The organism is Brevundimonas pishanensis (assembly GCF_022750635.1).
Lineage (GTDB): Bacteria > Pseudomonadota > Alphaproteobacteria > Caulobacterales > Caulobacteraceae > Brevundimonas > Brevundimonas pishanensis.
The window spans coordinates 284,997-298,364 of the sequence record NZ_JAJKBG010000005.1; the positions used below are offsets into that span (position 1 = coordinate 284,997).

A 13,368-nucleotide genomic window follows, 5' to 3' on the forward strand; every position below is an offset into this window, starting at 1 on the left:
GCCCCTGGCTGTGCCAGGGGTCTTTGTCGTGGGGTGCGTATGTCTCAGTTGCGTGTGGTGCTGTCCGGTTCGACGGCCTTGGTTAAGGCGGGTGCTTCTAAATCGCGGTTTACGGCGGCAGGGTTGGCAGCATCAGCAGCCTTGGCCTTGTCGGCACAGGGCGCTCATATGGAACGCTTCGAACAAGCAATGGTTGAACGCGGACGGCGCGCTGGCTGATAACTGGAACGGCGAAGTGGCCATCTTCCGCAACCTGCCCGGCCAGTTCAGCGGCGGTGTTGTGACGGTCGAGGGCGCACAGGCCTTTACCGGTATCCAGTTTGTGGACGAGGGCTATCGCCTGACGGGAACCGGTTCGCTGGTCACCGATGCTGAAGGTTTTGAAATCCGCGTGTTGGCCAATAGCGCCCGCATCGACACGGCCATCAGTGGCACGGGGCTCTCAACAAGACCCAAGGTGGCACCCTCTATCTGGCGGGTGACAACACCTCCGAGGGCGGGACCTCGGTCCAGGGCGGTCTCGTTTCGGTATCGCGCGACGCCAATCTGGGTAAGGCCGGAATAGGCATTTCGCTGAACGGTGGCGGGCTACAGTTCACCGGCACCGCCTTTGGCACCCTGACCCGTGATGTGCTGTTGGGCGAAAATGGCGGCACGATTGATATCGCTGATGCCGACCATACCCTGACGGTGTCGTCGTCACTCACCGGTACGGGCGCTCTGTATAAGCGCGGTGCGGGCACGCTCTCGCTTACGGGAACGAATGCCTATGCAGGCACCATCATCGAAGCGGGGCGTGTGAATGGCTCGCGCGCTTCGTTGGGTGGCAATGTGGCGCTCAGGGGTGCGGACACGGTTCTGAACCTGACCGACAGCGGCAATGTCACCTATGCCAGTGTGCTGAGTGGCACGGGGCAGGTGATGTTCGAGGGCGACGGCACGCGCCTGCTGACCGGCAACAGTGCAGCCTTCGCTGGCACCATCAGCGTCAACGGCGGCACGCTGCTGGTCGGTAATGCGACGGGTGGCTTGCTGGGCGGCTCGATTAACGTCGGCAATGGCGCGACCCTCGGTGGTTCGGGCCGGATCGGCTGGGGCGTGGGTTCACGCGTGACGATTGCATCGGGTGCCGTTCTGGCTCCGGGCAACTCTATTGGAACGCTGAGCATCGCTGGCGATCTGGTCTTCGAGAACGGTGCCCGCTTCGAGGTTGAAGTGGATCCGCTGGGCGTGGGTGCCGATCGCGTGGCGGTTTCGGGCAAGGCTGTCCTGAACGGCGGCACCGTGGCGCACATCGGCGCGACGGGGAACTAGCCTGCGCTCGACCTACACCATCCTGAACGCAGGGACGCTGACGGGCGAGTTTGGCTCGGTAACGTCGGACTTCGCCTTCCTCAATCCCAAGCTGATCTATGACTACAGCGCGGGGACGGTGGCGATGGAACTGTTGCGTAACGACCGCGATTTCGCGGCTCTGGCACGCACCGGCAACCAGACCTCGCTGGCCAACGCCATTGAAAGCATCGGCTTCGATGCCGGGCATGCTGTGTTTGACGCCATCGTCCAGATGGCCGACGCGCCGGATGATATCCGCGCCAGCTTCGATGAACTGACCGGCGAGATGCATGCCTCGACCCGCACGGCTCTGATCGAAGACAGCCGTGTGGTGCGCGACGCGGCCAACAGCCGTCTCCGCTCCGCCTCCGGCCGTGGTGGCCCCACAACGACTGTGGCCTATGGAGCCGGTGGCGAGCAGCTTGCTGTGGATGCGGACCATTCCGGTCTGGCATTCTGGACGCAGGCGTTTGGCTCCTGGGGTTCGTTCGACAACCACGGCGCGACCGGTCAACTGGACCGTCAGCAGGCCGGCATGATGGTCGGCGGTGATGTTGCACTTGGCCAATGGCGCGTTGGCGCTATGGGCGGGTTTGGCGATGCCGAAATGCAGGTGGAGCGTCAAAAGGCAACGACCAGCACCCAGACGCTGGGCCTCTATGCCGGGACAGCGTGGGGCAAGTTGGGCGTTCGCGCGGCCTTGGCTCAGTCCTGGCACGATGTGGACACTCGCCGCTCGGTGATCATCAGCGGTCTGACGGACTACAACCGCGCCGAATACAGCGCCGAGACCCGACAGGCATTCGCCGAGGCCGACTATGCGTTGGTGTCTGGGCAGAAGGCCCAGCTACAGGCCTTTGCTAACGTCGCGCACGTCCGCACCGATACCGATGAGGTGACGGAGAACGGCAATGCGACAGCGCTGGTGATCGATGAGGCACAGACGGCGGTGACCTTCACCGGTCTGGGTCTGCGCGGTGTCCAGCAGGTGGTTCTGGGGGGCTCCGCATCCTCGCTGCGGGCTTCGGCGGCGTGGCGTCATGCCTCGGGCGATCTCGCGCCCCTGAACCGTCAGGCCTTCTCCAAGGGCGACGCCTTCACCATTGCCGGTGGTGCAATCGCCGAGGACAGCGCCCTTATCGAAGCGGGCATGGACGTACAGTTCAGCGACCGCACCCGCTTTGATCTGTCCTACAGTGGCCAACTGTCCGGCAATGCTCAGGACCATGGCTTCAATGCCCGCCTGAGCATCAGCTTCTAAAGCCGAAAAGCCCGCCTGATCGATCGTCAGGCGGGCTTTCTTATCCCTGAGAGGCTCAGTCGGGTCGGGTCATCTTCTCCACTGGAATGAGCGCCTCGACCACTATGCGGCCTCAAACATGCAAAGCCATAGCGTGTCCGGCGCTGCGGTTTTTCCTCTCAGCCCATCTGGGCGATCATCAGGCTGACCCGCTCGGTGGTCTTGTCGATATGCTCGTCGTTCAGCGAGGCGGCGAGTTCGGCATTGCGCTCTAACGCGGCGTCCATAATCGCCCTGTGCTCATCGTGCACATTGCGGCTGGGACTGCGTTCGAGACGCGACAGGCGACGATAACGCTCATGCTGGTCGTACATGTCTTCGGCCAGTTGGATTAGCCGCTCGGACCCGGCAGCACCCATCAAGGCCTGATGGAATTCGCGGTTGCGTGCCTCGCATTCGTCCATGGCGCTGCGGTCTTCGAGGACGCGCTTTTCGGCCATGCCGAGACGGTGGAAGGCCGCAACGATTCCCGCCTCCCATTCGTCACCACCCTTGGTGATCGAGTCGCGCAGCGCGGCCCCTTCGAGCAATTTCCGAACGGCTGCGATCTCCTGCAAATCCTCCACAGAAACGCCGGTCACGCGGAAACCACGACCGCCGTTGAAGGCCACCAGACGCTCGCTGGTCAGGCGCGCCAGAGCTTCTCGCAAAGGGCTGGCACCAAGGCCGTAGCGGCCCTTGAGGTCTTCCATCTTCAGCTTTTCACCGGGTGCGTGGTCGCCGTGCAGGATGGCCCTTTTGAGAGCGGTGAACGCTCTCTCGGTGTCGGTCAGCTCTACGGTTTGCGAGGCGCTCATCGATGAACGTCTTTCTTATCGGGGTTGACAGTTAAAATCGAGGATTTACAGTTTTATCGACAAAATAAGAAACCGCAGACGATTTGTGCTCCTGTCCAAGCGGGCTTTGGCCAAAACGTCAATACTCTTGGGAGGAAGAGGGCGTGAGTTCACCTCGTACCCGCGTAGCCATCATCGGCTCGGGCAATATCGGCACGGATCTGATGATCAAGATCCTGCGCCTGTCCAAGACTCTGGAAATGGGGGCCTTCGTCGGCATCGATCCTGAATCGGACGGCCTGAAGCGCGCCGAGCGCATGGGCGTTCCGATCACCGCTGGCGGTATCGACGGCCTCGTGGCCATGGAAGGCTTCAAGGACATCGAAATCGTTTTCGATGCGACCTCGGCCGGCGCACACAAGCGCCACAACGACATCCTCAAGTCGCACGGCAAGACCGTGATCGACCTGACCCCCGCCGCCATCGGCCCCTATGTGGTGCCGCCGGTGAATGGCGAGGCCAACCTCGACCAGCAGAACCTGAACATGGTGACCTGCGGTGGTCAGGCGACCATTCCGATGGTGGCCGCTGTCAGCCGTATCACCCGCGTTCGCTATGCCGAGATCGTCGCTTCGATCTCGTCGCGCTCGGCAGGTCCGGGCACCCGCGCAAATATCGACGAGTTCACCGAGACGACCAGCGCCGCCATCGTGCAGGTCGGTGGTGCCGAGCAGGGCAAGGCGATTATCGTCCTGAACCCCGCCGAGCCGCCGCTGATCATGCGCGACACGGTCTATTGCCTTGCTGACCCGGCAGACACCGCCGCCATCGAAGCCTCGATCGAGGAGATGGTGAAGGAAGTGCAGTCCTATGTTCCGGGCTATCGCCTGAAGCAAAAGGTGCAGTTCGACACCATTCCGGCCGATGCGCCGATCCGCGTGCCGAACAGTGACGAGATGGCCTCGGGCCTGAAGGTCACCGTCTTCCTCGAAGTCGAGGGTGCAGCCCACTACCTGCCGTCCTATGCCGGCAACCTCGACATCATGACCTCCGCTGCGCTGCGCACCGCCGAGCGCATCGTCGAAACGCGCGCCGCCAAGGCCGCAGCCTGAGCCCGGACATGACCAAGAAACTCTATATTCAGGACGTGACCCTGCGCGACGGCATGCACGCCATCCGTCACCAGTATGGTCTGGACCACGTCCAAAAGATCGCCAAGGCGCTGGACGCCGCCGGTGTTCACGCCATCGAAGTCGCCCACGGCGACGGCCTGTCGGGCTCGTCGTTCAACTATGGCTTTGGGGCGCATACCGACTGGGAATGGATCGAGGCCGCTGGCGAGGTCATGACCAAGTCGGTTCTGACGACCCTGCTGCTGCCGGGCATCGGCACCATCCACGACCTGAAGCAGGCCTATGATCTGGGCGTGCGTTCGGTGCGTGTGGCCACCCACTGCACCGAGGCCGACGTCTCCAAGCAGCACATCGAATATGCCCGCGAGCTGGGCATGGATGTGTCGGGCTTCCTGATGATGAGCCACATGAACTCGCCGGAAGGTCTGGCCCAGCAGGCTCTGCTGATGGAGTCCTATGGCGCGAATTGCGTCTATGTCACCGACTCCGGTGGTGCCATGACCATGGACGACATCGCCGCCCGTCTGGACGCCTATGACCGCGTGCTGAAGCCGGAAACCGAGCGCGGCGTTCACGCCCACCACAACCTGTCGCTGGGCGTCGCCAACTCCATCGCTGCTGTCCAGCATGGTGCGACCCGCGTTGACGCCAGCCTGACGGGCATGGGGGCAGGGGCCGGTAACGCGCCGCTCGAAGTCTTCATCGCGGCTGCCGACCGGTATGGTTGGGACCACGGCTGCGATCTGTTCGCCCTGATGGACGCCGCCGAAGAACTGGTGCGTCCGCTTCAGGATCGTCCGGTCCGCGTTGACCGCGAAACCCTCAGCCTCGGCTATGCCGGTGTCTATTCGTCCTTCCTGCGTCACGCCGAGCGTGCTGCCGAAGAGTACGGCCTCGATACCCGCGCCATCCTGATCGAACTGGGCCGCCGCCGCATGGTCGGTGGTCAAGAAGATATGATCGTCGATGTCGCGCTCGATCTTGCCAAGGCGAAGCTCCAATCCCAGAACGTGAGCCAGTAACTATGACCAGTAAGCTTTCCCCCTTCGGCGCTGGCGCGGCGTATTCTCGCGGCATCGCCTTCATCGACGGCCAGTATGTCGAAGCCACCGACGCGGCTGTCTATGACAACATCAACCCCGCCACAGGCGAGGTCATCGCCCAGATCGAAGTTGCCGACGAGGTGATGGTCGATCGTGCCGTTCAGGCCGCCCGCAAGGCTGGCCGCGGCCAATGGCGTCTGATGTCCGACGACCAGCGCGCAGAGATCATGCGCCGCGTCGCCGCCGGTATCGAAGCCCGTTTCGACGACTTCCTCGCTGCTGAAATGCGCGACACCGGCAAGCCGGTCTCGCTGGCCTCGCACCTCGATATTCCGCGTGGTGCGGCCAACTTCCGCGTCTTTGCCGACGTGATGAAGCACGCCAACGAAAGCACCACCATGACCACCCCCGATGGTGGCAGGGCGATCAACTATTCGATCCGCGCTCCGCTGGGCGTCATCGCAGTGGTCTGCCCGTGGAACCTTCCGCTGCTGCTGATGACGTGGAAGGTCGCGCCGGCTCTGGCCTGCGGCAACACCGTCGTCGTGAAGCCGTCGGAAGAAACCCCGAGCACCGCCCTGCTGCTGGGCGAGGTTATGCGCGATGCAGGCGTACCGGATGGCGTTTATAACGTCGTCAACGGCTTCGGCGGCGCATCGACCGGCGAGTTCCTGACCAACCACCCCGACGTCGATGGCGTGACCTTCACTGGCGAAACCGGCACGGGCGAGGCCATCATGCGTGCTGCGGCTCGCGGCGTGCGTCCGGTGTCGTTCGAACTGGGCGGCAAGAACGCTGGCCTGATCTTCGCCGACTGCAACATCGAAGCGGCGATCGAGACGACCGCCCGCTCGGTCTTTGCCAACGCCGGTCAGGTCTGCCTGCAGACCGAGCGCCTGTATGTCCAGCGCCCGATCTTCGACCAGTTCGTTGCCGGTCTGAAGGCCAAGGCCGAGGCCCTGAAGGTTGGCGATCCGTGGGACAAGTCGACCACGCTTGGCCCGCTTATCAGCCAGGAACACCGCAACAAGGTGCTGTCCTACTATGAAGCCGCTCGTCAGCAGGGTGCTGAAACCGTCACCGGCGGCGGCATTCCGGACATGGAAGAGGCTCTGGCAGGCGGTTCGTGGATCCAGCCGACCCTGTGGACCGGTCTGGCCGACGACGCCAAATGCGTGACCGAAGAGATCTTTGGCCCGTGCGCCCACATCCGTCCGTTCGACGACGAGGAAGAGGCCGTCGCGCTGGCCAACAACTCGCCGTACGGCCTGGCCTCGATGACCTGGACCAACGACGTGTCGCGCGCCCACCGCGTGGCCTCACAACTGGAAGCGGGCACCAACTGGGTCAACGCCTGGTTCCTGCGCGATCTGCGCGCTCCGTTCGGTGGCTCGAAGCGCTCGGGCATCGGCCGCGAAGGCGGCACCCACTCTCTCGAATTCTACACGGAGCTGCGTAATGTCTGCATCAAGCTCTGAAGCCGTGATCAAGGCCTGCGCTGAAGAACTTCGCCAAGCCCGCATCGACGCCACGTCGATCGGTCCGGTGAAAGACCGTCTGGGCGATATCGCCTCGGCCTATGCCGTTCAGGACGCCGTCACCGCCATGGATCTGGCCGATGGCCGCCGCATCGTCGGCCGCAAGATCGGCCTGACCTCGCGTGCCGTTCAGACCCAGCTGGGTGTGTCCGAACCGGACTATGGCGTGCTGTTCGCCGACATGAACCGTGACGAGGGCGAACTGATCGCCCTCGAAACCCTGGTCGCTCCCAAGATCGAGGCCGAAGTGGCCTTCGTTCTGGGCATGGACCTGACCTATGAGCAGCCCGCGCTGCACGAGGTCATCTCCTCGATCGACTACATGGTTCCGGCGCTGGAAGTCGCCGACAGCCGCGTGGCCGACTGGAAGATCAGCATCGTCGACACCATCGCCGACAACGCCTCGGCCGGTCTGTTCGTGCTGGGTGCCACCCCGCGCCTGCTGGGTGAAACCGACCTGACGCTTTCCGGTATGGTGATGGAAGCCAATGGCGATCCGGTGTCGTTCGGTGCCGGTGCGGCCTGCATGGGCCACCCGCTGAACGCCCTGCGCTGGCTCGCCCGCCGCATGGTCGAACTGGGCCAGCCGCTGCGCGCCGGTGACGTGGTCCTGTCGGGCGCGCTTGGCCCGATGGTCAACGTCAAGCCGGGCCACACCTATGAAGCCCGCATCAACGGCGTCGGCACCGTCCGCGCTTCCTTCAACTCGGGAGCCCAGAAGTGACTGAAGAGAACCTGATCGACCTCGGTGCTATCGCCACCCGTCTGGACAATGCGGCCCGCACCGCGGCCGCGACGCCGCAGCTGACCGAGCCGCTGTCGCTGGAAGATGCCTATATCGTCCAGAAGATGTCGCTAGGCCTGCGCTATCAGCGCGGCGAGAAGCGCGTCGGTATCAAGATGGGCTTCACCAGCCGCGCCAAGATGGTGCAGATGGGCGTCCACGACATGATCTGGGGTCGCCTGACCGACGCCATGCGTGTGGAAGAAAATGGCGAGGTCAGCCGCGCCAAATACGTCCACGCCCGCGTCGAGCCGGAAATCGCTTTCCTGCTGAACAGGCCGCTGCCGCGCAATGTTTCGCTGATGGAAGCGCGTGCTGCTGTGGAAGCGCTGGCTCCGGCCATCGAGATCATCGACAGCCGCTACGAGAACTTCAAGTTCTCCCTGACCGATGTGGTCGCCGACAATTCTTCCTCGTCGGGCTTTGTCATCGGCGACTGGGCTTCGCCGGACACCGACGTGTCGAACCTCGGCATGGTCATGACTGTGGACGGCCAACCGGCTGAAATCGGCTCGACCGCAGCGATCCTCGGCAATCCGTGGCGTTCGCTGGTCGCCGCTGCCCGCGTCGCTGCCGACGCAGGCGAGCCGCTGCAGGCCGGTGACATCGTTCTGGCCGGTGGCGCAACCGCCGCTGTGGCTCTGGCGGGCAAGCGCCATGTGCGCCTCGACACGCAAGGGCTGGGCCGCGTCGACGTGTTCGTGAAGGACTGATCGGTGCCCGTCGCCCAAATCACCATCATCGAAGGCCGTCCCGCTGAAAAGCGGGCGGCTGCGATGCGTGAAGTGGCCGAGGCCCTGTCGCGCACACTGGATGCGCCGCTCGAGTCCGTGCGCGTCATCATCAACGAGGTTCCTGCCTTCCACTGGTCCGTGGGTGGCGTGCCGAAGGGACAACCGGCGCAAGACTGAAAACAGTCGGCGTTCTAGTGGGGAGTAAACAGGACTATGATCGATCTCGAAGACATCACCTATGTCCGTCTAGGCACGCGTGATCTGGCGGAAGCCGAGCGTTACGCTACCGAAATCCTCGGCCTTCAGGTCGGTCGACGCGAAGCGGGCGCGGTCTATTTCCGCTCGGACAACCGCGAACATACCCTGTGCTATTTTGAAGGCGATCCGACCGACCACACTGTCGCATTCGAAGTCGCCACCCAGTCGGCCCTCGACAAGGCTTGTGCCGCTCTCGAAGAGGCCGGCCACATTGTGACCGTCGGCTCGGCCGATGACATGGAACGCCGCCGCGTTAAAGGTCTGGCGTCGCTGTACGATCCGAACGGCAACAAGGTCGAACTGGTCGTGCGTCCCGAAGTGAGCGGCTGGCGCTACTTCCCGTCGCGCGATGCTGGGATCACTGGCTTCAGCCACGTCGGTCTGTGCAGCAGCAATCCGGCCCGCGACGAAGTCTTCTGGACTAACATCTTCAACGCCCGCGTCAGCGACTACATCGGCAACTCGCCGCTGCTCCGTATCGACGAGGTGCACCACAAGATCGCGCTGTTCCCGACCCAGCGTAAGGGCGTGCAGCACATCAACCACCAGGTTGCCAGCATCGATGACATCATGCGCTCCTGGTACTTCCTGCAGGACCGTCAGGTCCGCATCCAGTTCGGTCCGGGCCGTCACCCGACCTCGGGTGCCATGTTCCTCTATTTCGAGGGACCGGACGGCATGGTCTATGAATACTCGACCGGCGTTTCGCACATCACGGACGAAGAAAACCATCGTCCGCGCCAGTTCCCCGCCGTGCCGGAAGGCTTCTGCATGTGGGGCGCGAAACCGGACATCGCCGAGTTCAAGTGATGCTGGTTTCTGAACAGACGCAGGTCCTCGTGCGCATGGCGGCGCGTGCCATTGGCCGGGCCAATCTGGCCCACGCCTATGGCCACTGCAGCACCCGTCTGGACGAGGATCACTTCCTCGTCTGTGCGGCCCGTCCGATGGGACTGGTCCGCGTGGGCGAGGCGGGCACGGTCGTTCCGGTTCGCGGTGAACTGCCCGAAGGCGTTCTGGGCGAAGTCCGCATCCACCAGCAGATCTATGCCACGCGCCCGGAAATCGGCGGCGTGTGCCGCACCATGCCGCCGTCGGTGATGGCGCTGGCGACGCTGGGGGCGACGCCGCTGCCGCGTCACGGTTTTGGCACCTATTTCGCGCCGCAGCCGCCGCTGTGGGACGATATCCAGCTGCTGCGCTCGGACGAACAGGCCCGCCAGATGGTCGCGCAGATGGGCAAGGCTGCGGCCATTGTCATGCGCGGCAACGGCGCCGTGGTCGCCGCCGAGACGCTGGAAAAGGCCGTGGGCCTGACCTGGTATCTCGAGGATGCGGCCCGCGTGGAGCTGGCTGTGCGTGCGTGCGGTGGCGAAGGCCCCGTCATCTCGGCCGAGGACTGCGCTAAGCGTGCCACCGACGCCGGACGGATTTTCGAACGCATGTGGGAGTTTCTGACCGCCGGTGATCCGGAGGCTGAGGCGCAATAGGGACGCGCCTTTCGGGCGGTCGGCGGCCTGTGCTGCCGACCGATGGGGACAATGACGACTGCCGAAAAGAGCAGTCGCTTCAAAGTAATATAAAAAGGGAGGTCAGTGTCGTGACGACATTGCCAAAAGTCGACGTCCAGGACGTCCTCGACAATAACAAGATCGCGCCCGTTCAGTGGGTCGTTCTGGCCATCTGTTTCCTGATCATGTTCCTCGATGGCTACGACACCGCAGTCGCCGCCTTCGTCGCACCTGTTCTGTCCAAGGAATGGGGCTTTGAGCCCGCCGCCATGAAGCCCGTGCTGGCTTCGGTGCTGTTCGGCGTGGCCTTTGGTGCGCTGGCCGCGGGCCCGCTGGCCGACCGTTTCGGCCGCCGCTGGGTTCTGATCGCCTCGGTGCTGGTGTTCGGCGTCTTTACGTTGGTTTCGGCCATGGCAACCTCGATCCCGATGCTGACCTGGCTGCGTCTCGTGACGGGCCTCGGTCTGGGCGCAGCGATGTCGAACGCGGCCACCCTGATGGCTGAATATGCGCCGAACCGTCGCCGTTCGGTGATGGTGGCCGTGCTGTTCTCGGGCTTTACGCTGGGTTCGGCGGGCGGTGGCCTGCTGGGCGGCTTTATGGTTCCGGCCTTTGGTTGGCAGAGCGCCTTCATCACCGGCGGCCTTGCGCCTCTGGCACTGGCTCTGGCCATGGTGTTCTTCCTGCCGGAATCGCTGAAGTACCTGACCGTCAAGAAGACCCAAGCGACCGAAACCATCCGCAAGGTGCTGTCGCGCATCGAGCGTCGTGGCCCGATCCCGACCAACGCTGTCTTCATCAACTCGGCCGCCGAGGCTCCGTCGTCAAAGGGCGGTACCCGCATGCTGTTCCGCCGCGATCTGATCGCGGGCACCATGGCGCTGTGGGCGACCTATTTCTTCGGCCTGCTGGTCATCTTCCTGCTGCGCAGCTGGCTGCCGACGCTGGTGACCCTGTCGGGTGAATCCATCCAGCGCGCCGGCTTCCTGGCCGCTCTGTTCGACATCGGTGGCACTGTCGGTGCGTTCGGTGTGGCATGGCTGGTTGACCGCCTGCGTCACGACGGCGTGGTGTCGATCACCTATCTGATCGCTGGCGTGATGATCTTCATCTTCTCGCACTGGCTGGGCAACATCGGCCTGCTGGCGACGGGTATTCTGGTGCTGGGCTTCCTGCTGTCGGGCGCACAGGCCACCGTTCCGGCAATCGCTGCCAAATTCTACCCGACCGAAGGCCGTGCCTCGGGCGTGGCGTGGACGCTGGGCATCGGTCGCTTTGGCGGCATCGCCGGCGCTCTGGTCGGCGGCACCCTGCTGCAACTGGGCTGGAGCTTCGCCACCATTCTGGCGTCGCTGGCCATCCCGGCGGTAATCGCTGCCGTTATCATCGGCGCACACATTTGGGGCTCGCGTCGCGCCGAGGCCCGTTTGGTTCAGTCTCAAGTCTAACTCCCCGAGACAACTGCCGCTCCCGATCCGTCGGGGGCGGCCTTTTTTCTTCAAGACATCAAGCCCGATCCAACGGGCTCAGGAGGAAACCATGCTGCTTTCCACTACGGCGGCTGCAGCCTTGCTGCTGTCCGCAACTCCGGCGGCTGCCACCGCTGCCGTTACGGTCCAAACCCCGGCACCCCCGCTTGCGCCGGTTGCGTTCAAGCCGCTCAATGTCGAGGACGACTGGAGCCGCTTTGCCGATCCGGCCACCCGCACGACCCCGTGGTCGAAACTGAAATATATCCCGGTGGCCGGTGATGCGTGGCTGAGCCTCGGCGGCGAGGCCCGCTGGCGCGCCGAGTACCGTGGCAACGAGCGTTTCGGCCGGGGCGCGCAGGACGACGACGGCGACCTGCAACAGCGACTGCGCCTGTGGGGGGACCTGCACGTCAACAACAATGTGCGAGTCTTTGTCGAACTGCAGGATGGCCGCTCGCACGGTCTGGACAGCGGCGAGACCATCACCGAGGAAAACCGCACCGACTTCCATCAGGCCTTCATTGAAACCGAGGGCAAGTTTGCCGGTGGCCGGACCCGCCTGCGCGTGGGCCGACAGGAGTTCGGCATCGGCTCGATGCGCCTGTTCGAACCGCGCGAAGGCGGCAATGCGCGCGTGGCGCTGGATATAGCGCGCGTGATCTATGACAACCCCAACGGTTGGTCTGGCGGTGCCTTCGCCGGTTACGGTATCCGCGAGGCCAAGACCTCGTTCGATAACCGCACCAACCATGACTACCGCCTGATTGGTGCCCATGCGGGTCGCAAGCTGGGCGAGGGGGCTACCGCGCCCAAGCTGGAACTGCTGTACGTCAACACCGACCGCATGGGCATGGCGTTCGATACCGGTCTGGCCGGTCGCGATGATCGCCATACCGTCTCTGTTCGTCTGGATGGTCGTCACCAAGCTTGGGACTATGACGTCGAAGGCGTGATCCAGCGTGGTGACTTCCGCGGTCTGGATATCGAGGCGTGGTACGTCTCGGCTAATGCCGGATACAGCTTCAACCACGCTTGGTCCCCGCGTCTGGGTGTGCGTATCGATGCCGCCTCGGGCGACAAGGATCGCGCCGATGGCAAGCTGAACACCTATAACCAGCTGAACCAGCCGCCGATCTCGATGCGTACCGATTTTGGCGTCAGTAACCTGGTGACCATTCAGCCGCAACTGACCTTCAAGCCGAACCCGAAAACGACCGTTGGCCTGTTCACGGCGGGTCTCTGGCGTCAGAGCAATGAGGACGGCGTTTATGCGCTATCGGGCATGCCGATCCGTTCGGGCGTTGAAGGCACTTCGTCCTATGTCGGCTGGCGCAACGCCGCCTTTGTCACCCGCGTGCTTAACCCGCACCTGAGCGTAACCGGCGTGGTCAACCACACGACTGCCGGTGACTTCCTTAAGGAGACCGGCACGGCGGACGATCAATCCTACGTCGGCGCATGGCTCACCGCTAAGTTCTAAGCGC

Annotated in this window: 14 protein-coding genes; 13 read left to right on the top strand and 1 reads right to left on the bottom strand. The window is 63.7% G+C overall.

Going from position 1 to position 13,368, the window contains the following annotated elements; all coding sequences use genetic code 11:
• The first annotated feature begins 193 nt into the window (after positions 1-193).
• Genes LOX95_RS11610 through LOX95_RS11620 form a run of 3 tightly spaced genes read left to right on the top strand, consistent with a single transcriptional unit; the run spans position 194 to position 2,596 of the window.
• Positions 194-565, top strand: coding sequence for a hypothetical protein (locus LOX95_RS11610; protein ID WP_242914763.1), 372 nt, complete (start codon positions 194-196; stop codon positions 563-565).
• Positions 472-1,314, top strand: coding sequence for an autotransporter-associated beta strand repeat-containing protein (locus LOX95_RS11615; protein ID WP_427846587.1), 843 nt, complete (start codon positions 472-474; stop codon positions 1,312-1,314). The genes LOX95_RS11610 and LOX95_RS11615 overlap by 94 nt, the downstream gene beginning before the upstream one ends.
• A 22-nt stretch (positions 1,315-1,336) precedes the next feature.
• Positions 1,337-2,596 carry an autotransporter outer membrane beta-barrel domain-containing protein gene (locus LOX95_RS11620; protein ID WP_282452757.1) on the top strand — a complete coding sequence of 420 codons (1,260 nt, stop codon included), beginning with the start codon at positions 1,337-1,339 and terminating at the stop codon, positions 2,594-2,596.
• Positions 2,597-2,754: 158 nt separating this feature from the next.
• Here the strand turns inward: LOX95_RS11620 and LOX95_RS11625 are convergent, their stop codons facing one another.
• The gene (locus tag LOX95_RS11625) at positions 2,755-3,432 is read right to left on the bottom strand and encodes a GntR family transcriptional regulator (RefSeq protein ID WP_242914767.1); all 678 of its coding nucleotides are present in this window, start codon (positions 3,430-3,432) and stop codon (positions 2,755-2,757) included.
• A gap of 143 nt (positions 3,433-3,575) precedes the next feature.
• Between LOX95_RS11625 and LOX95_RS11630 the strand changes: the two genes are divergently transcribed.
• The 10 genes from LOX95_RS11630 (at position 3,576) to LOX95_RS11675 (ending at position 13,364) form a co-directional block, all read left to right on the top strand.
• Positions 3,576-4,523, top strand: coding sequence for an acetaldehyde dehydrogenase (acetylating) (locus LOX95_RS11630; RefSeq protein ID WP_345791450.1), 948 nt, complete (start codon positions 3,576-3,578; stop codon positions 4,521-4,523).
• Between the two features lie 8 nt (positions 4,524-4,531).
• Positions 4,532-5,566 carry a 4-hydroxy-2-oxovalerate aldolase gene (dmpG, locus tag LOX95_RS11635; protein WP_242914769.1) on the top strand — a complete coding sequence of 345 codons (1,035 nt, stop codon included), beginning with the start codon at positions 4,532-4,534 and terminating at the stop codon, positions 5,564-5,566.
• Between the two features lie 2 nt (positions 5,567-5,568).
• On the top strand, positions 5,569-7,065 hold the full coding sequence (locus tag LOX95_RS11640; RefSeq protein WP_242914771.1) for a 2-hydroxymuconic semialdehyde dehydrogenase: 1,497 nt from the start codon (positions 5,569-5,571) through the stop codon (positions 7,063-7,065).
• Positions 7,046-7,849, top strand: a complete 804-nt coding sequence (locus LOX95_RS11645; RefSeq protein ID WP_242914773.1) for a 2-keto-4-pentenoate hydratase — start codon at positions 7,046-7,048, stop codon at positions 7,847-7,849. The genes LOX95_RS11640 and LOX95_RS11645 overlap by 20 nt, the downstream gene beginning before the upstream one ends.
• Complete coding sequence (locus LOX95_RS11650; protein ID WP_242914775.1) at positions 7,846-8,622, top strand: 2-keto-4-pentenoate hydratase; 777 nt, start codon at positions 7,846-7,848, stop codon at positions 8,620-8,622. The genes LOX95_RS11645 and LOX95_RS11650 overlap by 4 nt, the downstream gene beginning before the upstream one ends.
• 3 nt (positions 8,623-8,625) lie before the next feature.
• Positions 8,626-8,820 (top strand): 2-hydroxymuconate tautomerase family protein, encoded by a 195-nt coding sequence (locus LOX95_RS11655; RefSeq protein WP_242914778.1) that lies wholly within the window; start codon positions 8,626-8,628, stop codon positions 8,818-8,820.
• 36 nt (positions 8,821-8,856) lie between these two features.
• Positions 8,857-9,711 (top strand): VOC family protein, encoded by an 855-nt coding sequence (locus LOX95_RS11660; protein WP_242914779.1) that lies wholly within the window; start codon positions 8,857-8,859, stop codon positions 9,709-9,711.
• Positions 9,711-10,391, top strand: coding sequence for a class II aldolase/adducin family protein (locus tag LOX95_RS11665; RefSeq protein WP_242914781.1), 681 nt, complete (start codon positions 9,711-9,713; stop codon positions 10,389-10,391). Before LOX95_RS11660 ends, LOX95_RS11665 begins: the two co-directional genes overlap by 1 nt.
• 110 nt (positions 10,392-10,501) lie before the next feature.
• Entirely contained in the window at positions 10,502-11,860 is a 1,359-nt protein-coding gene (locus LOX95_RS11670; RefSeq protein ID WP_242914783.1) for an MFS transporter, read from the top strand.
• Positions 11,861-11,951: 91 nt separating this feature from the next.
• Positions 11,952-13,364, top strand: coding sequence for an alginate export family protein (locus LOX95_RS11675; protein WP_242914785.1), 1,413 nt, complete (start codon positions 11,952-11,954; stop codon positions 13,362-13,364).
• Positions 13,365-13,368 lie beyond the last annotated feature (4 nt).